Annotated in this window: 21 protein-coding genes and 1 pseudogene; 11 read left to right on the top strand and 11 right to left on the bottom strand. The window is 63.4% G+C overall.

Annotated elements, in window-relative coordinates:
* The first annotated feature begins 261 nt into the window (after positions 1-261).
* The 4 genes from EBI04_RS12585 to EBI04_RS12570 are packed head-to-tail and all read left to right on the top strand — an operon-like array spanning position 262 to position 6618.
* Positions 262-3294: an Eco57I restriction-modification methylase domain-containing protein gene (locus EBI04_RS12585; protein ID WP_135257741.1), complete on the top strand. Its 3033-nt coding sequence runs from the start codon at positions 262-264 to the stop codon at positions 3292-3294.
* A 40-nt stretch (positions 3295-3334) separates the two neighbouring features.
* On the top strand, positions 3335-4465 hold the full coding sequence (locus EBI04_RS12580; RefSeq protein WP_135257740.1) for a hypothetical protein: 1131 nt from the start codon (positions 3335-3337) through the stop codon (positions 4463-4465).
* Between the two features lie 3 nt (positions 4466-4468).
* Positions 4469-6157 carry an ATP-binding protein gene (locus EBI04_RS12575; protein WP_135257739.1) on the top strand — a complete coding sequence of 563 codons (1689 nt, stop codon included), beginning with the start codon at positions 4469-4471 and terminating at the stop codon, positions 6155-6157.
* Positions 6158-6207: 50 nt separating this feature from the next.
* Complete coding sequence (locus tag EBI04_RS12570; RefSeq protein WP_135257738.1) at positions 6208-6618, top strand: disulfide oxidoreductase; 411 nt, start codon at positions 6208-6210, stop codon at positions 6616-6618.
* Here EBI04_RS12570 and EBI04_RS14030 read toward each other — a convergent pair.
* From EBI04_RS14030 to EBI04_RS12560, 3 genes are read right to left on the bottom strand one after another with little or no spacing between them, the layout of a single operon-like run.
* A complete protein-coding gene (locus EBI04_RS14030; protein ID WP_240695319.1) occupies positions 6606-7034 on the bottom strand; it encodes a hypothetical protein in 429 nt (142 codons plus the stop codon). The two genes, EBI04_RS12570 and EBI04_RS14030, sit on opposite strands and share 13 nt — an antisense overlap.
* Positions 7010-7330 (bottom strand): hypothetical protein, encoded by a 321-nt coding sequence (locus EBI04_RS14025; protein WP_240695318.1) that lies wholly within the window; start codon positions 7328-7330, stop codon positions 7010-7012. The genes EBI04_RS14030 and EBI04_RS14025 overlap by 25 nt, the downstream gene beginning before the upstream one ends.
* 4 nt (positions 7331-7334) lie before the next feature.
* On the bottom strand, positions 7335-9443 hold the full coding sequence (locus EBI04_RS12560) for an ATP-dependent helicase (RefSeq protein WP_135257966.1): 2109 nt from the start codon (positions 9441-9443) through the stop codon (positions 7335-7337).
* Between the two features lie 67 nt (positions 9444-9510).
* Here EBI04_RS12560 and EBI04_RS12555 point away from each other — a divergent pair, with 67 nt between their 5' ends.
* The 4 genes and pseudogenes from EBI04_RS12555 (at position 9511) to EBI04_RS12540 (ending at position 13620) form a co-directional block, all read left to right on the top strand.
* Positions 9511-10407 carry a phosphohexomutase domain-containing protein gene (locus EBI04_RS12555; protein ID WP_135257737.1) on the top strand — a complete coding sequence of 299 codons (897 nt, stop codon included), beginning with the start codon at positions 9511-9513 and terminating at the stop codon, positions 10405-10407.
* The gene (locus EBI04_RS12550; RefSeq protein WP_135257736.1) at positions 10404-11357 is read left to right on the top strand and encodes an MBL fold metallo-hydrolase; all 954 of its coding nucleotides are present in this window, start codon (positions 10404-10406) and stop codon (positions 11355-11357) included. Before EBI04_RS12555 ends, EBI04_RS12550 begins: the two co-directional genes overlap by 4 nt.
* Positions 11358-11415: 58 nt before the next feature.
* Positions 11416-13063: pseudogene (locus EBI04_RS12545) on the top strand (long-chain-fatty-acid--CoA ligase).
* Positions 13064-13182: 119 nt separating this feature from the next.
* Positions 13183-13620, top strand: a complete 438-nt coding sequence (locus EBI04_RS12540; RefSeq protein ID WP_135257735.1) for a DUF2267 domain-containing protein — start codon at positions 13183-13185, stop codon at positions 13618-13620.
* 14 nt (positions 13621-13634) lie between these two features.
* Here the strand turns inward: EBI04_RS12540 and EBI04_RS12535 are convergent, their stop codons facing one another.
* The 4 genes from EBI04_RS12535 to EBI04_RS12520 form a co-directional block, all read right to left on the bottom strand.
* The gene (locus EBI04_RS12535) at positions 13635-14510 is read right to left on the bottom strand and encodes an HD domain-containing protein (RefSeq protein ID WP_135257734.1); all 876 of its coding nucleotides are present in this window, start codon (positions 14508-14510) and stop codon (positions 13635-13637) included.
* A gap of 110 nt (positions 14511-14620) precedes the next feature.
* Entirely contained in the window at positions 14621-15442 is an 822-nt protein-coding gene (locus EBI04_RS12530) for an enoyl-CoA hydratase/isomerase family protein (protein WP_135257733.1), read from the bottom strand.
* 1 nt (position 15443) lies between these two features.
* Entirely contained in the window at positions 15444-16151 is a 708-nt protein-coding gene (locus tag EBI04_RS12525; protein ID WP_135257732.1) for a phosphorylase family protein, read from the bottom strand.
* Positions 16152-16162: 11 nt separating this feature from the next.
* Positions 16163-16792 carry an ABC transporter ATP-binding protein gene (locus tag EBI04_RS12520; protein WP_135257731.1) on the bottom strand — a complete coding sequence of 210 codons (630 nt, stop codon included), beginning with the start codon at positions 16790-16792 and terminating at the stop codon, positions 16163-16165.
* Positions 16793-16840: 48 nt separating this feature from the next.
* Between EBI04_RS12520 and EBI04_RS12515 the strand changes: the two genes are divergently transcribed.
* Both EBI04_RS12515 and EBI04_RS12510 read left to right on the top strand, forming a co-directional pair.
* Positions 16841-17491, top strand: a complete 651-nt coding sequence (locus tag EBI04_RS12515; protein ID WP_135257730.1) for a Crp/Fnr family transcriptional regulator — start codon at positions 16841-16843, stop codon at positions 17489-17491.
* A 24-nt stretch (positions 17492-17515) separates the two neighbouring features.
* Positions 17516-18247, top strand: coding sequence for a 2-phosphosulfolactate phosphatase (locus EBI04_RS12510; protein WP_135257729.1), 732 nt, complete (start codon positions 17516-17518; stop codon positions 18245-18247).
* Here the strand turns inward: EBI04_RS12510 and EBI04_RS12505 are convergent.
* The 4 genes from EBI04_RS12505 to EBI04_RS12490 are packed head-to-tail and all read right to left on the bottom strand — an operon-like array spanning position 18216 to position 21979.
* Positions 18216-19142 carry a hypothetical protein gene (locus EBI04_RS12505; RefSeq protein ID WP_206202043.1) on the bottom strand — a complete coding sequence of 309 codons (927 nt, stop codon included), beginning with the start codon at positions 19140-19142 and terminating at the stop codon, positions 18216-18218. The two genes, EBI04_RS12510 and EBI04_RS12505, sit on opposite strands and share 32 nt — an antisense overlap.
* Positions 19143-19173: 31 nt before the next feature.
* Positions 19174-20484 (bottom strand): dipeptidase, encoded by a 1311-nt coding sequence (locus tag EBI04_RS12500; RefSeq protein WP_135257727.1) that lies wholly within the window; start codon positions 20482-20484, stop codon positions 19174-19176.
* On the bottom strand, positions 20481-21179 hold the full coding sequence (gene hspR, locus EBI04_RS12495) for a heat shock protein transcriptional repressor HspR, fused homodimer type (protein ID WP_135257726.1): 699 nt from the start codon (positions 21177-21179) through the stop codon (positions 20481-20483). Before hspR ends, EBI04_RS12500 begins: the two co-directional genes overlap by 4 nt.
* A 41-nt stretch (positions 21180-21220) precedes the next feature.
* Positions 21221-21979 (bottom strand): IclR family transcriptional regulator, encoded by a 759-nt coding sequence (locus EBI04_RS12490; protein WP_167481960.1) that lies wholly within the window; start codon positions 21977-21979, stop codon positions 21221-21223.
* A 98-nt stretch (positions 21980-22077) separates the two neighbouring features.
* Here EBI04_RS12490 and aceB point away from each other — a divergent pair, with 98 nt between their 5' ends.
* On the top strand, positions 22078-23640 hold the full coding sequence (gene aceB, locus EBI04_RS12485; RefSeq protein ID WP_135257724.1) for a malate synthase A: 1563 nt from the start codon (positions 22078-22080) through the stop codon (positions 23638-23640).
* Positions 23641-23683 lie beyond the last annotated feature (43 nt).

Raw genomic sequence — 23683 nt, 5'->3', positions numbered from 1 at the left:
GCCACCTACGCGGCCAAGCTCGACCAAGTTATAAAACAGAGCCTAAGCCAAAACCCCAACGAGGCGGAGTTCCGCCGGGCGGTGGAGCCTGTATTGGCAGAGTTCTTGGAAGAAATGGACCTCCAGCCCCTAGCCCGAGCGGAGTACACCTTAGCACAAGGACGGGCCGATGCCATCTTTAACCGCCTCGTCATCGAGTACGAGCGCCCCGGCGTCCTCAAGCCCAAGCCAGACGCCGCCACCCGGCATGCGGTGCAACAGGTGAAGGATTACCTTGCCGGTATTGCCCAAAAGGATCGCCACGCCAAGGAGCGCCTGGCGGGTGTGGCCTTTGACGGGCGCTATCTCATCTTTGTCCGGCACTTGGGGGGAAGGTGGGTGGAAGAACCTCCCCTGGAGGCAAACCCCCTCTCGCTCAAGCGATTTCTCACCTGGCTTGCAGGCTTGGCTTCAGGGATTGCCCTAACACCGGAAAACCTCAACCGGGACTTTAACATAGAGCAGCTTCGCACCCAGACCATCCTTCGAAGCCTCTATCAAGCCTTGGGAAAAGCATTGGCGGAGGAAGGTCTGGCCCGTAAACTCTTTGCACAGTGGCGCACCTTTTTCAGCGAATCCATAGATTATTCCGAAGCCTTTGGTGGGCGCAAGTTGGAGCCGCTTAAGAAATGGGTGCGCAAGGCTGGCCTGGACATCCAAACCCCAGAAGAAGCCGAGCGCTTCTTCTTTGTCCTCCACACGTACTTCGCTCTCCTAGCCAAGCTTCTCGCTTGGCTGGCCCTTTCCCGCCACATGGGGGTTAAGCTAGGGGCACCCCAGTTTTCCGTCCTGGCCTCGGCAGACGGGGACACCCTGCGGAAAAGGCTGGGGGAGATGGAATCCGGAGGCATCTTCCGCCAGTATGGGATCCTCAACCTTTTGGAGGGCGACTTCTTCGCCTGGTACCTCCACGCCTGGAACGAAGAGGTGGAGCAGGGCCTTCGCACCCTCATCGAACGCCTGGACGAGTACGACCCCACCACCCTATCCCTCTTCCCCGAAGAAACCCGGGACCTTTTCAAAAAGCTCTATCACTACCTCTTACCCCGGGAAATACGCCACAACCTTGGGGAGTACTACACACCAGACTGGCTGGCGTGGCGCCTTCTGGTACAGCTCGATAACCGCTTCTTCACCGGGACCCCTTCGCCTCACAACGAGGAAATGCGCCAAAAACTTCTCCAGACCCGTTTTTTGGACCCTGCTTGCGGCTCCGCCACCTTCCTGGTCCTGGTCATTGGAAGAATGTTGGAGCTGGGGCGCTTACTCATGGTTCCAGAAAAAGAACTTTTGGAGGCCATCCTAACGAATGTGGTGGGCTTTGACCTTAACCCCCTTGCCGTCCTCACAGCCCGGGTTAACTACCTGCTGGCCATCGCCAACCTCCTCCAGTACCGGCAAGGGGATATCACCATACCCATTTACTTGGCTGACTCTGTCCGCACGCCCGCCGAGGGGCAGGACCTTTTCAACCAGGGTATCTACATCTTCCCCACCGCCGTGGGGGAGTTCCAAGTGCCAGCGGCGCTGGTCGCTACCCCAAAACGCTTCGACCGCTTTTGTGAGATTCTGGAGGACAGCATACGCTCCGAGGTGGATGCCAAGGCCTTCCTGGAAAGGACCCGCCGAGAATGGAGTCTGGTAGCGAAAGAATGGGATGACCACGCCCAAGAGCTGGCCAAAGGCCTCTACGAAAGGCTCTTAGACCTTCACCGCAAGGGCCTCAACGGCCTTTGGGCAAGGCTCCTCAAGAACAACTTCGCCCCTCTCACCGTGGGGCAGTTTGACTATATCGTCGGCAATCCACCATGGGTGAACTGGGAGCACCTGCCCGATGGATACCGCGAGAGCATCAAAGACCTCTGGCTCCGCTACCGCATAGCCGGCACCTTCAAAGGCGGGCGGCCACGCTTAGGAGCAGTCAAGGTGGACATCTCCGCCCTCATGACCCACACTGTAGCCGACAGGCTGCTCAGAGACAGCGGCAGGCTCGGCTTCGTCATCACGCAATCACTTTTCAAAACAGCGGGAGCCGGCGCCGGATTCCGGCGGCTAAGCATCCCCACAGGAAACGGCGAGGAAATTCCTCTCCGCATCCTGCACGTGGATGATATGGTGGACCTTAACCCCTTTGAGGGCGCCTCCAACCGCACGGCCGTGTTGATACTGGAAAAGGGCAGTCCAACTCAGTATCCCGTACCCTACACTGTTTGGCGCAAGAAGAGGGGTGCTCGCTTCACCTACGAAAGCACCTTGGAGGAAGTAATAGCGGCTACAAAACGGCTCAACTTCGTTGCTGAACCCGTAGACCCCAAGGACCTCACCTCCCCCTGGCTCACCGCCCGCCCGAAAGCACTCCAAGCGATGCACAAAATCTTGGGTCGGTCCGACTACAAAGCCCACGAAGGGGTTAATACCGGTGGTGCTAACGCCGTCTACTGGGTTGGGCTTGTACTAAAGCGCCCTAACAGGCTTTGGGTGGTACGCAATCTTACTGAGGGAGCCAAGGTTAAGGTAAAAGAGGTGACCGAAACCATTGAGCCTGATCTGCTTTACCCACTCATCCGCGGGCGGGATGTACAACGTTGGCGGGCGGAACCCTCAGCGTGGATTATCGTTCCCAAGTACCCAGAGAAGCCTGGGCGCACTATCCCGATGCACCAAATGCAACATCTATATCCTAAAACCTATGGATATTTTGAGAGGTTTGAGGAGGTTCTTCGCAAACGAGCTGATGCGATGGTTAAGAGTGCTATTGCTCGAGGAGAACCTTTTTACTTTTACGGCGCCGTCGGTCCCTACACCTTTGCCCCATGGAAGGTGGTGTGGCGTGAGGTTGCGCATACCCTCGATGCGACTGTTGTACCTCCCAAAGAAGGCAAACCCACCATTCCTGCTCACACCCTCGTTAGTGTGGGGTGTGCATCCAAAGATGCCGCTCATTATCTCTGCAGCGTTCTTAATAGCTCCTGCACTCGCCTCACTGTCCAGTCCTACATAGTCCTCCACCCTGATCCACATATCCTCGAGCACATCCGCATCCCGCGTTATGATCCGACCAACCCGGTGCATCGGCGACTGGCGGAGTTATCGGAAGCGGCACACGAGGCGGCGCGGCAGGGGGATACAACGGCGTTGCGTCACATTGAGGCGGAGATCGACCAGCAGGCGGCGAAGCTGTGGGGCTTGACCGAGGAGGAATTGCGTGAGATCCAACGCAGTTTGGCCGAATTGGCCGGGAACGGGGACACGTAGGGTCGCCCCTACTGTTGCCCGATGAAGGAGGCGATAACCTGTGCAGGCATTGCGAAACCTGCGCCATATCCTCGAAACCATCGCCCAGGGCGTGGAGGTGCTCCCCGCCGTCGGCGGAGCGGTGGAGGACCTGGAGCGGCCCGACTTTGAGGAGCGAGAGGACCAGGCCCTCAACGAAGAGGAACGGGTTTTCGAAACAATCGTTGAGAGAAGCACGGACGGAACCAGGCCCAGCCTCTATCGGCCCACCCCGCCCCTGACCCGAAGCAAAAGGCACCTTTTCCGTTACTTCTTGGATGGCTCCTTCCGTTCCTACTTCCTGGGCACTCTCCTCGAGCACGAGCGGGAAACCCCCGTTCACTTTGCCCAAATCGGGGCCTGCGTGCTCCGCCGCGAGGATAATGGCTCGGTGCGGCGGGAAGTTTTAGAAATACGAAACCTGCTCCTTGCGGGTAGAAAGCGCCTTTCTTCTGAGCTGTGGAGCAAATTGGAAAACGTCGCCACGATGGCGGATATAAGGCTTGTGGATCTGGAAGAACGGGACATCGTATCCGGCGTACTCTCCGATTTTGACCTCCGCAACAAGGCTGCGGGCAAAGTCCGGTTCGAGATGCACAACCTGGAAGCGGAGCTCATCAGGCGGGTTTTACCTAAACTGGGGTTGGACCAGTGGTTGGTGGTGGACGGTTCCCTTCAGTTCCAACCGACCCTTAGCGATCTGGAGCAGAGCGAGATTATTAAACCCGTCTTAGGGGTGGCCAAGAACTTTCGTAAAGATCCCCAATTTGTCTTCGGTCGTGGGCCGCGGGCCGAGCGCCGCTCCATCTACAAACTCCTTGCCGATCTGAAGCCCTATCACCGCACCGCCGCCTTTGGCGCCCGGCAAGGAAAACTGGTTTTCTGGTACGTCCGCCTTCGGGAGCAGACCCAGGTGGACTACCCCCTAATGGGCGTGGTCAAAGCCGAGCTGGTCAACCCCTCGCTAGAAGCGGTACCCTCGGAGCTCATCGACCTCCTCTCCCGCGCCCTGGTGGCGGAAAGAAGCGTCACCCCTCATGGACAAGACCGCCGCTGGCACGCCCACCTTTACCCCATCTTCCTGGCGGAAAGGGCGATCAAGGAAAGCCTGGTGTCCCGAGAAGTGGTGCAACAGTTTTTGAAATGGAGGTGAACCATGTCTGAGTCCACCGAGCGCCCGGTAATAGGCCTTTCCTCGGCCACTGCCAACCAGCCCAACTCCTCCGACGAGTTTCACTTCTGGCTGGCACCGGAGGTGATCGTCAACCCCTTTGACATCGTGGAAGCCGAGCAAGTAGCCCCTGGGGGCGAAAAAAGCCACACCTTTGGGATTGTGACCACCCTCGAGCATTCCACGGACGCCCCCAGCCACCTTTCCAACTTCATCTCCAACGACTTTGGGCAAGTATCCACGGAACCCAACACCCTTCGCCAAGGCACCACCGTGGCCCGCGTGGCCGTCCTCTCCAACGATCAGGACATCTACATGCCGGTGATGAACGACCGACCCGTACGCTTTGCCGACGAAAAAGGGATCCATGTTGCCCTGGGCATAGACCAGGTGCCGGAGCGCTACCGGGTTCCCGCTGGGCTCATCGCGATGTCTAACGGCACCCAGGCGGTGGTTTATCTGGATAGCCGCTACATCCTGGGGCCTGAAGGTGCGCACGTGAACATAAGCGGCATCTCGGGCCTAGCCACCAAAACCTCCTACGCCATCTTCCTCATCCAGTCCATCCTGCAAAAGGTGGAAAACCGAGACCGGATAGGGGTCATCATCCTTAACGTCAAGCACGGCGACCTTCTTTCCATAGACCAGCCTCCCCCAAGGGGCCTCGATCCCGAACAGCACGAGCTTTGGGAAAAGCTTGGCCTCACTCCCAAACCCTTCAGCAACGTACGCTACCTTCTTCCCTACGGCAAAGACACCTACACCACAGGCCGACCCAACAGCTTCCGCCTTCCCGAACGCAACTGGTTCACGTACGCTTACTCCTTGCAGGACACCTACAACAAGCTGGACCTTCTCCTTTCCAACATCCCCGATCCCTGGGACACCGTGGGCGCCCTCATCGGGGAGATTACCCAAGGCCTTTCCGACCCCAAAACGGGGCAATGGGGACCCTCAGGCAAGTGGAAGGGAGTACATGACTGGCAAACCCTGCTCAACGGTGAACCCCTAGTTAAAGACGGCCAAGCCCAGGCGGTAGGAGACGTACGCGCCCAATCTGTAGCCCGGTTTAGGCGGCTACTCCGCCGCATCGTCCAGACCCGTCAAACAGGAATTTTCATTTCCCAGCGCCCAAAGCACGTCAAAAACCTAAGCGAGGAAATCGCCAGGATCCGGGGTGGGGAAACCATTGTGGTGGACATCGCCCGCTTGGCGGATGATGAGCAGACCCTGGTCTTTGGCGATATCCTGCGCACCATCTACAACCTCTATGCGGAGGAGGGTAGCGAGCGCGAGGATTTGCCGGAAAAGGTCATCATCTTCGTGGACGAGCTCAACAAGTACGCCCCTGCACGAGAGAAGGAATCGCCAATCCTGGAACAGGTCCTGGACATCGCTGAACGGGGCCGGTCCTTGGGGGTGGTCCTGTTTGGAGCAGAGCAGTTCATGAGCGCTGTGCACGAGCGTGTAGCGGGCAACTCCTCCACCTTGGTCCTGGGGCGAAGCGGCTCCGCCGAGCTTTCCTCTCCCGTCTATCGCTTCCTAGACCCCGCCATCAAGGCCAACATATCCCGTTTGCAAAAAGGCGAATTGATTCTTAGCCACGCCACCTTCCGCCAGCCGGTGAAAATCTCCTTCCCCAAGCCCGCCTACCTGCAGGAAGGCGCTACCTGAGAAAGGACTTCCTCCTAGGCACCGAAGTGGGCAGACGGTATGCTCTCCCCATGAACCGCGCTCCCCTTCTCCTCGCCTTCGCCTGGTTGGTGGCCCTGGTGGCCACCTTGGGAAGCCTGTACTACTCCGAGGTGCGGCTTTTCCTGCCCTGCGAACTCTGCTGGTACCAGCGCATCTTCATGTACCCCCAAGCGGTGATCTTAGGGCTAGCCTTATGGCGGCAGGACCTCCGGGTCTGGCCTTACAGCCTGGCCCTTTCCCTCATCGGGGGAAGCCTCAGCGCCCTGCATCTCTTGGAGCAAAAGTTCCCCGACCTCTTCACCCTGGCCTGCAAGCCCCCGGTGCCCTGCTCGGTGGAGTACATCCCCCAGTTCCCCATCCCCTTGCAGGCCCTGATCGCCTTCGCCCTCATCGCCCTCAGCATGGGGCTTTTGGCCCGAGAGGCCCGTCAAAGGGGGTAGCCGAGCCCCTCGAGGACCGCCCTCACCCTATAGCCCAGAAGGTCCTCCGGGGGGTAGACCACCTGCACCCTTTCCCAGACCCCCTTCTCCACCGGTACCAGGGCCACCAGGGCGTGGAAGGGCTGGAGCAAATCCAGGCTAAGCCGCCCTCCCGCATAAAGGAGGACATCCGCCTTCAAGGAGAGGCCCTTGGCCTCCTCCGGCCTTAAGGCCACGTGCCCCCGGGCCCTTTCTGGTAGGCGGGCCAGAAAGCTATCCCCTTCGGCAAAGCTCCCGGCCACCACGGAAACCTGGCCCAGGGACCTGAGAAAAGGGACCAGGGAGAGCCGTAAAGGCCCAAGCCATAGCCCCCTGGCCCCGGGGAAGTGGGCGGAGAGAAACCGCTCCAGGGCTATCCCTTCCGTGTACTGCCCCAAAAGCCCCCCACCCGGGGCACCACCAGGTCCAAAAGCCCTGCCTCCCGGGCCTCCGCCTCCAGGGAAAGGCTTGGGGCTAAGTCCTTGGGAGGGGGCAGGGCCTCCGCCAGCACCGCCCCGGCCAGGCCCAGAGAAGCCAGGCAGGGGAGGAGGGCAAAGGGATCCTGGGCCTCCACGGGATAAAGGAAAAGGGGAAGCCTGGCGGTGGCCACCTCCGCCACCAGCCGGTCAAAGAGGGGGGAAGGGGCCCGGTAGAGAAAAGCCAAAGGACGGGTCCTGTGGTACTCGGGCCGCATGGCTTCACCCCAAGGGCCTCAGGTCCGCATACTTCAGGGAAAGCCGCTTCAGGCCCACCCCCTCAAAGTGCACCGTCACCTCGTCCCCCATGGCCGCCACCACCGTGCCCGGACCAAAACGGGGGTGAACCACCTTCTCCCCGCCCTTAAAGGCCCCGGGTTTGGGCCGGTGGGCCGGGGGGGCCTTGACAGGAACCCGGTAAGGGTCGTACTCCTCATAAAGCCCCCCGTCCACCTCCTCCAGGAAGCGGCTTGGCCGGGAAGCTTCGGTGCGCCCATACACCTCCCTTTCCTCCGCATGGGAGAGGTAAAGCCTTTCCTGGGCCCGGGTCACCCCCACGTAGAAGAGGCGGCGCTCCTCCTCGAGGCCCTCCAGGGTGCTCAAGGAGGAGCGGTGGGGCAATAACCCCTCCTCCACCCCCACCACGAAGACCACCGGAAACTCCAACCCCTTGGCGTTGTGCAGGGTCATGAGGGCCACCTTGCCCGAAGGCTCCCCCGGCTCCTCCGCCCGGGCGGTAAGGGCCACCTTGTCCAGAAACTCCATAAGACCCTCCGCCTCCTTGGCCGCCCGGAGAAGTTCCTCCACGTTCTCCAGGCGGTCCTCGTGATCCTCAGGATAAGCTTCCCGCAGGTAAGCGGGGTAATCCGTGGCCTCGAGGAGGTGGCGGAAAAACCCTTCCGCAGGGCCAAAGGCCAGTTCCTGGAGCTCCTCCATCAGGGCCAGGAAGTGGCGTAAGGGAGCAGGGCGGGGCAGAACCTCTGCCGCCACCTTGAGGGCCTCGAGGAGGGGAAGCCCCTTTTCCCTGGCGAGGGCCTCCACCTTCTCCACCGTGGCGGGGCCGATGCCCCGGGGAGGGGTGTTCAGCACCCGCTTGAGGCTCACGGCGTCCAGGGGGTTCAGGCTGAGGCGGGCATAGGCCAGAAGGTCCTTCACCTCCGCCCGTTCAAAGAACCCCACCCCACCCACCACCCGGGCCGGAACCCCCCGGGAGGCCAGGGCCTGCTCCAGGAGGCGGCTTTGGGCGTTGGTGCGGTAGAGGACCGCTACCCGGTCAAAGGGAGGGCCCAAACGCAGGATCTCTTCGGCCACGAAGCGGGCTTCATCCCGGGCATCCTTGGCCCTATAGAGGCGCACGGGCTCCCCCCCAGGCTTCACCGGCCTCAAAGTCTTTTCCAGGCGCAAGGCATTGTTCACGATGAGGGCGTTGGCAAAGCGCAGGATGGCCTCGGTGGAGCGGTAGTTCTCCTCGAGGCGGTACACCTTGGCCCCGGGGAAGTCCCGGGTGAACTCCAGGATGTTCTTGATGTCCGCGGCGCGGAAGGAATAAATCCCCTGGTCCGGGTCCCCCACGGCCATGAGGTTGGCCTCCTCTCCCGCCAAAAGCTTGGTGAAGCGGTACTGCACGGGGTTGGTGTCCTGGTACTCGTCCACGTGGATGAAGCGGGCCCGCCTCCTGACCCGCTTCAAGACCTCCTGGTCCCCTTCCAGGAGGCGCAGAGCGTAAAGGAGGATGTCCCCAAAGTCCAAGGCCCCCTGGGCCCTAAGGGCCTCCTCGTAGCGCTTCAGCACATCCAAAAGCCTTCCCCGGCTCAAGCCCGCGTAGTACTCGGGAAGCTCCGAAAGCAGGGACTCGGGGGCCTCCCCCCGGTTCTTGGCCCGATCCAAGAGGGCCTTGATGGGCCCGGGGCGGGCGGCAAGCCCAAGTTCCTTCAACACCTCCCTGAGGAGGGCGGTCTGGTCGTCCTCGTCGTAGACCACGAACCCTGGCCTAAGCCCCACCCTCTCCCCGTAAACCCTCAGGATGCGCAGGGCAGCGGAGTGGAAGGTGGAAACCCAAAGCTCCCCCGCCCCCTTCACCATGCGCCTAAGGCGCTCCTTCATCTCCTCGGCGGCCTTGTTGGTGAAGGTGACCGCCAGGATCTCCGAGGGGAAGACGCCCCTCTTGGCGATGAGGTAGGCCACCCGGTGGACCACGGTGCGGGTCTTGCCGCTGCCCGCTCCCGCCACCACCAGGGCTGGCCCCTCAAAGTGCAAGACCGCCTGGCGCTGGGCCTCGTTCAGGGAGCGAAGGAGCTCGTCTTCAAGATGGCTGCTTGGAGGCCCCTGCATCCTCGAGGAAATGCGCTGACCCTCTGGCTCCACGGGGGAGAGTGTACCACGGGGTAGACTTTAAGGCATGGAGCTCTACCCTACCCAAGATGGCTTCCTGGGAGAGATCGCCAAGGGGTTCACCTTCGCCCAGTTGGCCCGGGTGGCCGCAGGGTTTGGCGAAAGGGTTAAGGCAGAGGGGATAACCCAGGTGGTGGTGGCCCACGACACCCGCTTCCTGGCCCAGGAGATGGCGGAGGAAGCGGCGGGGATCCTGGGGGGAATGGGCCTGGAAACCTTCCTCCTGAAAGGTTCTTCCCCGCTGCCCCTTTTCGGCTTCGCCTTAAAGGAACTGGGGGCAGCCGGGTTTTACCTCACCGGAAGCCGCAAGCCCGCCCGCTACCAAGGGGTGAAGCTCCGCCTGGGCCCGGGGAAACCCCTTTCCCCGGAAGGGATGACCCTTCCCCAGGAGGCCCCGCAAAAGCGGGGAAGCTTCCAGGTCCTGGAACGGAAAAAGGCCTACCTGGAGCACCTGGCAGGGAGCGCCGGTCAGGGAACCCAGGGGAAAAAGGGGGTGGTCTACCTGGACACCCTAGGGGGAGCGGGTGGAGGGGTGTTGCCCGGTGCCTTCAAGCTCTTGGGCCTCGAGGCGGAGCTTAGGGAACTCCACCCCCTCCCCCACCCCCTCTTCTACGGGGTGGACCCCGACCCCAAGCCGGAAAACCTCCCCACCCTCCTCGCCCTCATGAAGGCGGTGGAACCCCCGGCGGTGGGCTTTGCCCTGGATGGGGATGCGGACCGCCTGGCCGTGGTCCTGCCCGGCGGGGAGCTGATCTCCCAGGAGGAAGTCCTGGAAAAACTTAGACAGGCCCTGGGAGGAAGGGAGGTCCGGGCGGATGGCGAGGGAGGCTACCTTTTCCCCTGGCACCTTCCGGAAAAGGATCCTTTCCTGGCCACCCTCTTCCTCCTAGGGGTCCTCCTATGAGGGAGCTTCTCCCAGGCCTCTACCTCCTCCCTGTGCCCATCCCCTACCCCTTGAAGACGGTGAACCTCTACCTCCTCCGGGGGAACGGGGAAGTGGCCCTCCTGGACACCGCCCTGGACACCAAGACGGCCCGGGGCACCCTGGAGCTCAGCCTGGCGGAGCTCGGCCTTTGCTTTACCGACGTCAGGACCGTCCTCCTCACCCACCACCACCCGGACCACTACGGCCTGGCGGGCTTTTTTGAAGGGCTTGGAGCCCAGGTATGGCTGCACGAGGAGGAGGTCGAACGGGGCCACCTCTTCTGGCTTCGGCCAGAGGCCTTTGAGGAAGCCAGCTGGCGGCTTTTCCTGGACCACGGCACCCCGGAGGAGGCCCTTTGGGGCATCCGGGAAACCATGGCCAAAACCCGGGAGCGGGTCCATCCTCCCCAAAACCCCACGCCCCTGAAGGACGGGGAGGTGCTGGAGGTGGCCGGTAAGAAGCTCAGGGCCATCTGGACGCCGGGACACGCGGACGGGCACGTGGCCTTCTATCTGGAGGAGGAAGGAATCCTCCTGGTGGGGGACGCCCTCTTGGAACGGGTATCCCCCAACGTGGGCCTTTGGGCCTACACCCGGGAAAACCCCCTAAAGGACTTTCTGGCGTCCTTAGAGCGCCTTATGGAGCTTCCAGCCAAGGTGGCGTATGCGGGGCACTTCGGCCCCATCCTCGAGGTGAAGAAGCGGGCCCAAGAGCTCATCGCCCACCACCAGGAGCGCCTGGAGGCCCTGCTCGGCTTTCTTCAAGCTCCCATGACCGCCTGGGAGCTTTCCCTAAGGCTCTTCCCCCAGGAGCTGGACGCCCCCGGCAGGCGCTTCGCCTTCGCCGAAACCCTGGCCCACCTGGAGTACCTGCGCCAGGAGGGCCAGGTGGACCGGGAAGGCCCCCCCTACCGCTACTTCCGGGCCTAAGGCCCCTTGCCCCGGGTGGGGAGGAGGGGTAAACTTTGACCCGGTTCAAGGAGGTGCCATGCATCCCTGGTACACCCACTACGATCCCGGGGTCCCCAAGGAGGCCCCCAGGCCCTGGTTGCTCACCGACCTTCTAAGGGAAAACACCCGCCGCTATCCCCACAAGGTGGCCTTGGAGTTCCTGGGGCGAAGTCTTTAGCTACCAAAGCCTTTGGCAGCAGGTGGAGGCCTTCGCCAAAGGCCTCCAGGAGGCCGGCCTGAAACCCGGGGACCGGGTGGCCCTCATGCTCCCCAACTCCCCCCAGTTCGTCATCGCCTTCTACGGCACCCTTCTGGCGGGAGGCGTGGCGGTGAACACCAACCCCATGTACACCCCCCGGGAACTGCGGCACCAGCTCAGGGACTCGGAGGCCAGGGTCCTGGTCATCCTGGACCTTCTTCTTCCCCGCTACCAGGAGGTGAAGGCAGAGGCCCCGGTAGAGGTCCTGGTGCGCACCGGCATTCAGGACTACCTGCCCTTCCCCAAGAATCTCCTCTACCCCCTGATGCTCAAACGGAAAGGCCAAGCCCCGAGGAGCCTCGAGGGCATCCCCTGGCGTACCTTCCTCAAGCCGGGTAATCCCCAGCCCGTCCCTTTAGACCTAGACGATCTCGCTCTTTTGCAGTACACGGGAGGGACCACGGGTGTGGCCAAGGGGGCCATGCTCACCCACCGGAATCTCTCCAGCAACGCCCTCCAGGTCCGCTCCTGGATCCCCGATTTTCAGGAGGGGGAAGAGGTGGTGCTGGGGGCCATTCCCTTCTTCCACGTCTACGGCATGACCGTGGCCATGAACCTGGCCCTCTTGGGAGCGGCCAAACTGGTCCTTCTGCCCCGGCCGGAGATCAAACCCATCGTGGAAGCCATTGAAAAGCACCGGGTCACCCTCTTCCCCGGGGTGCCCACCCTCTACGTGGCCTTCAACCACTTCCCGGGAATTGAAAAGCGAAATCTAAGGAGCATACGGGCTTGCATCTCGGGCTCGGCTCCCTTGCCCCTGGAGGTGGCCGACCGCTTTGAACGGCTCACCGGGGCCAAGCTGGTGGAGGGCTACGGCCTCACCGAGGCAAGCCCCGTGACCCACTGCAACCCCCTCCATGGCGTCCGCAAGCTGGGGAGCGTGGGCCTACCCTTTCCCGGAGTGGAGGCCAAGGTGGTGGACGAGGAGGGCAAGGAGGTGCCCCCAGGCGAGGTGGGCGAACTCGTCGTCCGAGGCCCCAACGTCATGAAGGGCTACTGGGACCGCCCCGAGGAAACCCAAAAGGCCCTTAAGGACGGCTGGCTCTTCACCGGGGACATGGCCAAAATGGACCAAGACGGCTACTTCTACATCGTGGACCGCAAAAAGGACATGATCATCGCCGGAGGCTACAACATCTACCCCCGCGAGGTGGAAGAGGTCCTCTACCAGCACGAAGCCGTCCAGGAAGCCGCCGTGGTGGGCGTGCCCGACCCCTACCGCGGGGAAACCGTGGCCGCCTTCATCGTCCTCAAGGAAGGGTATAAGGGCAAGGTCACGGAAAAGGACATCGAAGCCTTCTGCCGGCAAAACCTCGCCGCCTACAAGGTCCCCCGCATCATTGAGTTCCGGGACAGCCTGCCCAAAACCAGCGTGGGGAAGATCCTCAAGCGCGAGCTGACCAAGGAAATGGCGGCCAAGCGCTAGCCCCAGGGAAGCAGGCCAAGGAAAGCCCTCCGCGTCCAACCCGGACCGGGGGCATCCTGCACCTTTACAACAGCATACTCAAGATATATGATGGTAAGTGAAGGAAAGGAGGAGTAGGTATGAGCGCCACAGGCCTCGAGGTCTTTGACACCACCATCCACAAGACCCACAGCTGGTTGAAGGAGATCATGGAAACCCTGGGCATAGAGGACCGCCACCGGGCGTACATGGCCCTGCGGGCCGTGCTCCATGCCTTAAGGGATCGCCTCACCGTGGAGGAAACCGCCCAGCTGGCCGCCGAGCTTCCCATGCTGATCCGGGGCCTCTTCTACGAGGGCTGGGCCCCCACGGGCAAGCCCCTTAAGGAGCGGCACAAGGAAGCCTTCCTGGCCCATGTGGCCCGGGAGCTCAAAACACCTTCGGGACCCGCCTTGGACCCCGAGGCCGCCACCCGGGCGGTGTTCAAGGTGCTTTCCCAAAAGGTTTCCCAAGGGGAGATCCGGGATGTGCTGAACCTGCTCCCCAAGGAAATCCGCGAGCTTTGGCCCCAGGGCTGATCGGGTCAGGAGCCTCAGTCCAGCACAAAGCGGTCCTCGCTTTCGTGAAGGCGCACCCGGTGGACGATGCGCTGGTCCTGGTCCCCGTCCCCCTCGGTCATGGCCACCACGCTCACGTAAGGCCTTAAGGGGCTACGGAGCACCTTCTTGGTGAGGGTTTCCTCCACCTGGAAGATGCCGGCGGAGTTGTTCATGGTCACCTGGATCTCCACGGGCACCTTTTCCCCTTTGAGGATGCGCACCTCGTCCACCGCCAGGGCGCTGATGGAGTGGATGTCAATACTCCCCAGGGCAAAGGCCTTCCGCCCCCGGCCCTTGGTGATGTCGGTGCCGTCGGCCACGGCGGTGACCCCTGCCTCAATGGTTAAGGGCTCCGGGGAGAGGTCATGGCTATAGATACCGTGAAGGATGAGGGCCCTAAGGGCGGTGCGTTGCTCGGGATCAGGGTAGATCTTCTCCAGGATTCGGTTCAGGATGGGCAGGGACAGGGTAACACCAAAGGCCTCGTGATGGTCCCGATGTACCTGGTTGCCCAGGTCATGGAGCATGGTGGCAAGGAGGACCACCACATAGGCATCCTCCAGCTCCCCGGCCCCCGACTCCACCGTGTCCAGGCGCACCCCTGCCTCGGCCAAGAGGGCCAGGATGGCCACGCTGGCCGCCCCGGTGAGGAGGGCGTGGACCCGGCCGTGGTCGTTGTAGCCCAGCTTGCGCATGGTGATGTAGTTGGCCATGTTCCACCCAGCCCTGGCCTCGGGGTCTTGGATGAGGAGCTCGTAGGCCTTAAGGGCCTTAGGAAAGGCCTTTAGACGCTCGCGAATGGCCTGGTCGGCCTCGGCGTATAGCTTGGCCTTGGGGCTGGCAACGTGGACGATGCGCTCTCCCGTCATGGGCAACTCCACATTACACCACATCTTGAGGGTTAGGGCCACTATCCCAGACCCCCAGGCGAAGGTAGGGCCAAGTCCCTCCTATTAGGAAAAAGGCTTTAGCCCGGCCTTTACTCCCCCTTGAAGTTAGGTGCCCGCTTTTCCAGGAAGGCCCGCACCCCCTCCTTCATGTCCTCCGTGGCGGAGGCATAGCCGAAAAGGTCGGCCTCGATCTCCAAAGCCTCCGCCAGGTCCAGCCCCTCGCCCCGCACCACGCTTTCCTTGGCCAGGGCTAGGGCGATGGGCGCATTTTTCAGGATCTTCTGGGCCAGCTTCTTGGCCTCCTCCAGGGCATCCTCCCCCACCCGGTTCACCAGACCCAGGCTTAAGGCCTCCTCGGCGGACACATGGCGCCCGGTAAAGATGAGGTCCAAGGCCCGACCCCGCCCGATGAGGCGGGGAAGCCTCTGGGTGCCGCCAAAGCCCGGGATCAAGCCAAGCCCCACCTCGGGCAGCCCCAGCTTGGCCTCCCTGGAGGCCACCCTCAGGTCGCAGGCCAGGGCTAGCTCCAGCCCTCCTCCCAGGGCATACCCGTTGATGGCGGCGATGGTGGGAAGGGGCAAGGCGGCGATCTCGGCGAAGACCTGCTGCCCCAAAAGGGCATACTCCCGGGCCATGAAGGGATCCTTCAGGGCAGCGATCTCCTTGAGATCCGCCCCGGCAGCAAAGGCCTTGCCCTCCCCGGTGAAGATGGCCACCCGGACCTCGGGATCCTGATGGATGACCTCGGCCACCTCGGCCAGCTCCCTGAGGAGGTCCTGGGAGAGGGCGTTTAGGGCCTCGGGCCGCCTTAAGGTAACCAGGGCGATGCCCTCCTCCACCTCGTAGGAAAGGTGCTCAAACTCGGGGATCTCCAGGATGAACTCGTGCTCGTGTTCGTGCTCGTGGGCCATGCTACACCTCCAAAAGGGCCTCGAGGGCCACCTCCACCATCCGCCTTACGCCTTCTTGCAAAACCTCAGGCGGAGCCAGCTCCGGATCGCCGATGCGGTTGGAAACCGTGAGGATGGCCCCCGCCCGCACCTTCCGCATCTTACCCAGGAGGAAGAGGGCGCTGGCCTCCATCTCAAAGGCCAGCAGGCCAAACCGGGCCCAGGCCTTCGCCCCTTCGGGGGTGGTGGCGTAGAAGGCATCCTCGGTGGCCACCAGGCCCACATGGTGCGGGTAGCCTCTTTGCTCCGCCTGCTTCCAGAGGGCACGGAAGAGCTCGGCATCGGGCACAGGAGCATAGGGACGGCCTTCCAGGTACTGCCGGGTAGCCCCGTCCAAGGGCACCGCCCCCTGGGCGATGACCAGGTCCCCAGGGGAAAGGCCCTCGTCCACCGCCCCACAGGTTCCCACCCGGAGAAGAACCCTGGCCCCAAGGCTCACCAGCTCCTCCGCCACGATGCTGGCCGAAGGGGCCCCCATGCCCGTGGTCTGCACGGAAACCGGCACCCCCCGGTACCGGCCGGTGAAGCCCCAAAGGCCCCGGTAGGAGGTGTAGAGCCTGGATTCCTCGAGGAAGGTGGTGGCGATCCACTCCGCCCGGCCCGGATCCCCGGGCAGGAGCACCCTTTCCGCCACCTCTCCCTTCTTGCCCCGCACGTGGATGGGACTCATACCGCCCCATTTTAAAGCCGCAAGGCGGGAAGCCCTTCCACCAAGGCCTCGTCGTGGGTGGCGAGGAGAAGGGCCGCCCCCACCTCCCCCGCCAACTCCCGCATGAGCCTGAGCACCTCCCTGGCCTGGGCACGGTCCAGGCTGGCCGTGGGCTCATCGGCCAAAAGAAGCCTAGGGCGAAGGTACAGGGCCCGGGCCACCGCCACCCGCTGCCGCTCCCCACCCGAAAGCCTTTGAGGAAGAAAATCCGCCCTTTCCCTGAGGCCCAACCGGGAAAGGAGCCCAAGGGCAGGGGTCCGGTCCACCCGGCCCGCCAGGTAGCCGGGGGCCAGGACGTTTTCCAAGGCGGTGAGCTCCGGGAAAAGAAAGTGGTGCTGGAAGACAAGACCCATAAAGCGAAGCCGCCTCCTGGCCAAAACCCCCTCAGGAAGGCCCCGGATGGGGATTCCCTCCCAGTACACCTCACCCTCCTGCAAGGGAAGAAGGCCCGCCAGGAGGTGGAGGAGGGTGGTCTTGCCGCTTCCCGAGGGCCCTAGGATGGCCAGGGCCTCCCCGGGGCAGAGCCTTAAGGAAACCCCCCGGAAGAGGTAGCCGTTCCCGTAGGAGAATCCCAGGTCTATGGCCTCCAAAACCGGGTTCACCCTCTCATCCTCTAGGCAAAAGATGAAGCCTCGGTTAGAGTAAGGCCGATGCCGGCATCCCCCCTCTTCCAGGATATGGGTCCGGAGGAAACCCGCCTGGCCCGCTCCTACTTCCAGCCCCTGAGCTACCCCAAGGGCAAAGCCATCTTCCACCAGGGGGATCTGGGCCAGGCCCTTTACCTGGTGGAGGAGGGTCGGGTGCGCCTCTACCGCACCCACCTGGGAGGCCAGGAAAAGATCCTGGGGTTCCTGGGGCCTGGGGAGGTTTTTGGGGAGATGAGCCTTTTGGACGGGAGGGAACGAAGCGCCAGCGCCCTGGCGGAGGAGGAAACCCTTCTCCTTGCCCTCTACCGGGAAGCCTACTTTGGGCTCATCCGCCGCCTGCCCCTTTTTGCCCACAACCTGGCCCGCATCCTGGCCCACCGCCTGCGGGAACTCAACCTGGAGCTGGACCTTCTGGCCTTTGAGGAGGCAAGAAGCCGGGTAGCCTACGCCCTCTTAAAGCTCCTTCGCCAAGGATATGGGCCCCACTTCCAGCTCCGCCACCAGGACCTGGCCGCCCTGGCCGGGGTGAGCCGGGAAACCACCACCCGGGTCCTCCACGAGCTCAAAGACCAAGGCGTCCTGCGGCTTTTTTCAGGGGTGGTGGAGGTGGTGGACCCCAGGCTTTTGGAGGAGGTGGCCTTTGGCCTGGTTTGAAGAAACCCAATCGGAGGGCCTTCCATGCGCTTGAAGGTGGATGTTCTCCCCGCGGAGGAGCTGGTCTACCCCGATGTGGTGTTGGTGGTGGACGTGATCCGCTCCACCACCACCGCGGTTGCCTTCCTGGAGGCGGGGGCCGAGGCCCTGTACTGGGTCCCAAGCCTCGAGGCCGCCCGGGCCTTCAAGGACCGGGACGTGCTCCTGGCAGGGGAGGTGGGGGGGTTAAAACCCCCGGGGTTCGACCTGGGCAACTCCCCCCGGGAGGCCCTCGAGGCCCCTGTGGGCGGCAAGACCGTGGTGATGAGCACCACCAACGGCACCAAGGCCGCCCATGTGGCCGCCAGGACCGCCAAGCACGTGCTTTTGGCCTCCCTCTTCAACGCCCACGCGGCCGCCCGCCTGGCCCGGGAGCTGGCCACAGAGGAAGTGGCCATTCTGGCCGCCGGCAAGGAGGGGCGGGTGGGCCTGGACGACCTCTACACCGCCGGGGTCCTGGCGGAGTACCTGGGCCTTTTGGGGGAGGTGGAGCCCGAGGATGGGGCCAGGATCGCTTTGGCGGTGAAGCGGAACTACCAGGACCCCTTGGAAGCCCTCTCCCTCTCCGCCGCCGCCACCGCCCTGAAAGGTATGGGCCTCGAGGCCGATGTACCCTTCTGCGCCCAGGTGGCCAAAAGCGCCGTGGTCCCCACCCTCACGGGCCGGGTGGGAGAGGCCCTCATCTTCAAGAGGGCCCACCCGGGTCAAGCGGGCTAGGGAAGAGCCTGGGGACGAGCCGAACCGCCACCCCCATCCCCAAGAGCTCCACCAAGGCTTGAAGGACGACGGCCAAAGGCGCAAGGGCCATCCCTTCCGGAAGGGCTAGGGCCAGGGGCAGGACCAAAAAGGAGTTGCGGGTGCCCAGGCTGAAGGCGAGGGTCCGCCCCGTCTTGGCCTCGAGGCGGAAGAGGCGGGCCAGAACCCAGGCCAGGCCCAGGGCCAGGAGGAGGAAAAGGGCGAAGACCCCCACAAGGCCCCAAAGGTGGACCTGGAACCCGCCCACGTGGCCCGCGTACCCTAGGGCTACCAGAAAGACCACCAGGGCCAGAAGGGGAACCGGCCAGGAGACGGTCCTAGCGGCGAGGGTTGGCCCTAGGGAGCGGGCCTGGAGGAAGGGGGCCAAGAGGAGGGGCGTCAGGACCACCAAGGCCGCTTGAACCAGGGCCTCGGAAGGGAGGCCACCCACGCGTCCTCCCAGGAGGAGGAGGTAAAGGGGCAGGAGGGGAAGCTGCAGGAAGAGGTTTAGGGGGGTAAGGGCCAGGGCCCGGGCCATGTCCCCCCGGCCCAGGTGGGCGAAGGCCAGAAACCAGTCCGTGCAGGGCACAAGGAGGACCAGGGCCACCCCAAGCCGGAGGCCCGGCTCCGGAGGGAGGAGCTGGAGAAGGGCGTAGACGAGAAGGGGCACGAGGAAGAAGTTGCCCACCAGCCCGGCAAGGAGGAAGGCCCGGTCGCGGAAAGCTCGCCGCAGGGCGAGGAGGGGCACCTGGAGAAAGGTGGCGAAGAGGAGAACCATGAGGACAGGCCAGAGCAGGACCTCCCCCCACGGGGAAAGCCCCGGAGCCCAAAAGCCAAGCCCCGCCCCCAAAAGGGCCGCCAACAGGTACAGGGGCAACTGGAAATGCTCCAGGGCCGACACCCTTGGCCTAAGCCTCCGCCAGGAGCTCGTAGAAGCGCCTCAGGGTAGCGATGCCCTTCTCCAGGTTAATCAGGTCCAACTTCTCGTTGGGGGCGTGGAGGTTGTCGTCAGGAAGCCCTAGGCCCAGGAGGACCACAGGCGCATGAAGGGCATCCTGGAACTCCGCCACCACCGGGATGGTCCCTCCCTCCCGGGTGTACACGGGGGGGCTGCCCCAGACCTCCTCCAGGGCCTTGGCCATGAGGCGCATGGGGGGGCTATGGGGATCGGTGAGGACGGGCCTGCCCCCGTGAAGGCGGAGGATCTCCATGGTGTAGCCGGGCGGGCAGATCTCCCGCAGGTAAGCCTCCACCTGGCTGGCCACCTCCTCGGGGTCCTGGTCCGGCACCAGGCGCAAGGAAACCTTGAAGCCCGCCTCAGCGGGGATCACCGTCTTGGAGCCCTCCCCCTGGTACCCTCCCCAAATGCCGTTGGGGTCCAGGGTGGGCCGGGCCCATAGCCTTTCCAGGAGGCTATAGCCCTCCTCCCCGGGCAGCACCTCCACCCCGAGCTCCTGTCTCAAGGCCTCCTCGTCCAAGGAGGGCCAGAGCTTCCTTTCCTCCTCCGAAACCGGCCGCACCCGGTCGTAAAGGCCGGGAACCAGGATCCTCCCGGTTTTCTCGTCCTTTAGCTTGGAGAGAATCCATCCCATGGCCTGGATGGGGTTCGGAGCCACACCACCGAAACTTCCGGAGTGGAGGTCCCGACGGGCCCCCTTCAGGCGCACCTCCAAATAGGCCAGGCCCCTCAGGCCATAGGTGAGGGTAGGGGTGAGGGGAGCGAACATGGCGCCATCGGAGATGAGGACCACGTCGGTTTGGAGCTTCTCCCGGTGCTCCCGCACGAAGGGCAGAAGGCTCGGGCTTCCGATCTCCTCCTCCCCCTCCACCAGGAACTTCACGTTCACCCGGGCGGGCAGGCCCTCGAGGGCCGCCACATGGGCCCAAAGCTGCCCCTTGTCGTCGGAGGCTCCCCGGGCGTAGACCCTTCCCTCCCGCACCGTGGGAACGAAAGGGGGGGTTTCCCAAAGCTCCAAGGGATCTGGGGGCTGGACGTCGTAGTGGCCGTAGACCAGGACCGTGGGGGCCTTGGGATCCAGGAGGCGCTCCGCGTAGAGGATGGGGTGCAGCGGGGTCTCGTGGAGCTCCGTGCGGAAACCCCGCTCCCTCAGCCTCTCCGCAAGCCAGAGGGCCGCCTTGCGAACGTCTTCCTTGTGGGCCGGGTCGGTGGATACGGAGGGGATGGAGAGGAACTCCAAAAGGGGCTCTAACGCGCTCACGCCCCCATGCTACTCCCTTCGGGAAGGGTCTTGCCCTCTTCCAAGAGAAGGAGCTTCAGCCGGGCCACCTCGGCCTCAAAACGGGCCTGCAGGGCCTCCAGCTCCGAGCGAAGCCGCATGATCTCCTCCACCCCCGCCAGGTTCACCCCAAGCTCCTGCGTCAAGCGGCGGATCTCCCGGAGCTTCTCAATGTCCCGCTCCGAGTAAAGCCGGGTCTTCCCCCCAGACCGCTTCGGCTTAATTAAACCCTTCCGCTCGTAAAGCCTTAGGGTCTGCGGGTGCATCTCCAAAAGCTCCGCCGCCACCGAGATCACGTACACGGGACGGTCCTTGGGGGAGGGCCTGGCCGTGGCCCCGGGAGGGGGAAGGGCCGGGCGTTCCAGCTCCGCAAAACGGGCCCCGATCTCCTCCTTCAGCCGGGCCACCTCGGCCTCAAAACGGGCCTGCAGGGCCTCCAGCTCCGAGCGAAGCCGCATGATCTCCTCCACCCCCGCCAGGTTCACCCCAAGCTCCTGCGTCAAGCGGCGGATCTCCCGGAGCTTCTCAATGTCCCGCTCCGAGTAAAGCCGGGTCTTCCCCCCAGACCGCTTCGGCTTAATTAAACCCTTCCGCTCGTAAAGCCTTAGGGTCTGCGGGTGCATCTCCAAAAGCTCCGCCGCCACCGAGATCACGTACACGGGACGGTCCTTGTTCATGGCCTTTAGCTCCCTCCGCTAAACCCTCCTAACCAATGTCATTATAAGGCGGACACGAAGCCTAGGCGCAAGGAAGCTTTTCTGGCCGCCTCCACCACCCGGGGAGCCAGGCGGTGGGCCTCCTCTAGGGAAAGGCGGCTGGCGGGAGCGGAGAGGGACAAGGCGGCCACCACCTCTCCCCCGGGGCCGAAGACGGGAGCGGCCACACAGCGCACTCCCAGCTCCCTCTCCTCGTTGTCCAGGGCGTAGCCCTTCTGGCGCACGGTTTCCAGCTCCCGCTTCAGGTCCTCGAGGCGGGTCAGGGTAAAGGGCGTGTAGGGCACCAGGGAAAGCCCCTCGGGAAGGCCCCGGAAGGCGAGGAGGACCTTCCCCACCCCCGTGGCGTGCAGGGGAGCCCGGGAGCCTGGGGCGGTGAAGAGCCGGACCAACCTGGCCCCCTCCGCCTGGTCCAGATAGAGGGCCTCCCTTCCCGCCAGCACCGCCAGGTTCACGCTCTCCCCCGTTTCCGCCGCCAGGGCCTCCATCTCCGGATGCGCCGCAAGAAGCAGGTTCTGCCTGGGATAAACCTGGCCCACAGCGAAGGCCTTGGGACCCACCCGGTAAAGGCCCCTTTCCTCCTCCACGAAGCCGTGGCGAACCAGGGTCTGGAGGAGGCGGTAAAGGGTGCTCTTGGTAAGCCCCGTCCGCTCCGCCAGGGGGGAAAGCCCAGCCTCCTTAAGCTCCGCCAGGGCCTCGAGGACACTTAGGCCCCGCTCCAAGGTCTTCACCTCCTCGGCTCCTTTCCTCCTGGGTCGTGGCATAGGCTCCAGGCTAGCACCCGCTGGGTTGTTTTTCAAATAACAAAAAATCATTTTGCTTCTTGACAAATCCCCATCCCTTCCCTTAGGCTCAAACCACCATGAAAGGCGTGGAGATCCTCAATGACCATCCCCTCTTGGGAGAGGTGCTCACGGAAGAGGCCCTGAGGTTCGTGGTGGCCCTGCAACGGGAGTTCAACCCCGTGCGCAAGGCGCTTTTGGAGCGCAGGAAAACCCTCTGGGAAAGGTACAAGGCCGGGGAAAAGCCGGACTTTCTTGAGGAAACCGCCTTCGTGCGGGGCGGGTCCTGGCAGGTGGCGGAGGCACCACCCGACCTTTTGGACCGCCGGGTGGAGATCACCGGCCCCACGGACCGCAAGATGGTGGTGAACGCCCTGAACTCCGGGGCCAAGGTCTTCATGGCGGACTTTGAAGACGCCCTCTCCCCCACCTGGGACAACGTGATCCAGGGGCAGAAGAACCTCTATGACGCCGTCCGCCGCCAGATTGACTTTGTAAGCCCCGAGGGGAAGGAGTACAAGCTGAAGGAAAAGGTGGCCACCCTGGTGGTCCGGCCCCGGGGCTGGCACCTGGTGGAAAAGCATGTGCGGGTGGACGGGGAGCCCATCTCCGCAAGCCTCTTTGACTTTGGCCTTTACTTCTTCCACAACGCCCACGAGCTCCTAAGGCGGGGCAGCGGCCCCTACTTCTACCTGCCCAAGCTGGAAAGCCACCTGGAGGCCCGGCTTTGGAACCAGGTCTTCAACTTCGCCCAGGACTACCTGGGCATCCCCCGGGGTACCATCCGGGCCACGGTACTCATTGAAACCATCCTGGCGGCCTTTGAGATGGAGGAGATCCTCTACGAGCTTAAAGAGCACGCCGCCGGGCTCAACGCCGGCCGCTGGGACTACATCTTCAGCTGCATCAAGAAGTTCGCCACCACCGCCCCCATCTTCCCCGACCGGGCCCAGGTGACCATGACCGTACCCTTCATGAAGGCCTACACCGAGCTTCTGGTCAAGTCCTGCCATATCCATGAGGCTCACGCCATCGGGGGTATGGCCGCCTTCATCCCCAGCCGTAAGGACCCCGAGGTGAACGAAAAGGCCTTTCAGCAGGTGCGGGCCGACAAGGAAAGGGAAGCCTCCCAGGGATTTGACGGCACCTGGGTGGCCCACCCCGACCTGGTGCCCGTGGCCATGGAGGTTTTTGATCGCCACCTGGGGGACAAGCCCCACCAGAAGCACGTGAAGCGGGAGGACGTCCAGGTGAGGGCGGAAGACCTTCTGAGCTTTGAGGTCCCAGGGGGCAAGGTGACGGAGGCAGGCCTTCGCAACAACATCTCCGTGGCCCTCCAGTACCTGAACCAGTGGCTTCTCGGCAACGGGGCCGCCGCCATCTTCAACCTCATGGAGGATGCCGCCACCGCGGAGATCAGCAGGGCGCAGCTTTGGCAATGGGTGCACCGGCAGGCCACCTTGGAGGACGGCCGCCCGGTCACCGCCGAGCTTTACCAAAAGATCAAGGAAGAGGAGCTCGCCAAGCTGGGAGGACGGGAGGTGGGCCGCTATAAGGAGGCTGAGGAGATCCTGGATAAGCTGGTCCTCTCGGAGGAGTTCATCGAGTTCCTGACCCTGGTGGCCTACGATTACCTGGACTGAGGTCAAAAGGATCCGGGCTAGGAAGGGATGGGACAGGCCACCC

The sequence above is a fragment of the Thermus caldilimi genome (assembly GCF_004684245.1).
In the GTDB taxonomy this organism is placed as follows: Bacteria; Deinococcota; Deinococci; order Deinococcales; family Thermaceae; genus Thermus; species Thermus caldilimi.
Note: the sequence above shows the minus strand (reverse complement) of the source record. Positions and strands in the feature narration are given on the sequence as shown.

Bases quoted from the DNA above. Each gene is read 5' to 3' on its own strand.
- EBI04_RS12560 (WP_135257966.1), bottom strand. From the start codon at position 9,443: ATGCAGGGGCCTCCAAGCAGCCATCTTGAAGACGAGCTCCTTCGCTCC.
- EBI04_RS12550 (WP_135257736.1), top strand. From the start codon at position 10,404: ATGAGGGAGCTTCTCCCAGGCCTCTACCTCCTCCCTGTGCCCATCCCC.
- EBI04_RS12540 (WP_135257735.1), top strand. From the start codon at position 13,183: ATGAGCGCCACAGGCCTCGAGGTCTTTGACACCACCATCCACAAGACC.
- EBI04_RS12490 (WP_167481960.1), bottom strand. From the start codon at position 21,979: ATGCCACGACCCAGGAGGAAAGGAGCCGAGGAGGTGAAGACCTTGGAG.
- EBI04_RS12575 (WP_135257739.1), top strand. From the start codon at position 4,469: ATGTCTGAGTCCACCGAGCGCCCGGTAATAGGCCTTTCCTCGGCCACT.
- aceB (WP_135257724.1), top strand. From the start codon at position 22,078: ATGAAAGGCGTGGAGATCCTCAATGACCATCCCCTCTTGGGAGAGGTG.
- EBI04_RS12555 (WP_135257737.1), top strand. From the start codon at position 9,511: ATGGAGCTCTACCCTACCCAAGATGGCTTCCTGGGAGAGATCGCCAAG.
- hspR (WP_135257726.1), bottom strand. From the start codon at position 21,179: ATGAACAAGGACCGTCCCGTGTACGTGATCTCGGTGGCGGCGGAGCTT.
- EBI04_RS12570 (WP_135257738.1), top strand. From the start codon at position 6,208: ATGAACCGCGCTCCCCTTCTCCTCGCCTTCGCCTGGTTGGTGGCCCTG.
- EBI04_RS12535 (WP_135257734.1), bottom strand. From the start codon at position 14,510: ATGACGGGAGAGCGCATCGTCCACGTTGCCAGCCCCAAGGCCAAGCTA.
- EBI04_RS12510 (WP_135257729.1), top strand. From the start codon at position 17,516: ATGCGCTTGAAGGTGGATGTTCTCCCCGCGGAGGAGCTGGTCTACCCC.
- EBI04_RS12515 (WP_135257730.1), top strand. From the start codon at position 16,841: ATGCCGGCATCCCCCCTCTTCCAGGATATGGGTCCGGAGGAAACCCGC.
- EBI04_RS14025 (WP_240695318.1), bottom strand. From the start codon at position 7,330: ATGCGGCCCGAGTACCACAGGACCCGTCCTTTGGCTTTTCTCTACCGG.
- EBI04_RS12530 (WP_135257733.1), bottom strand. From the start codon at position 15,442: ATGGCCCACGAGCACGAACACGAGCACGAGTTCATCCTGGAGATCCCC.
- EBI04_RS12525 (WP_135257732.1), bottom strand. From the start codon at position 16,151: ATGAGTCCCATCCACGTGCGGGGCAAGAAGGGAGAGGTGGCGGAAAGG.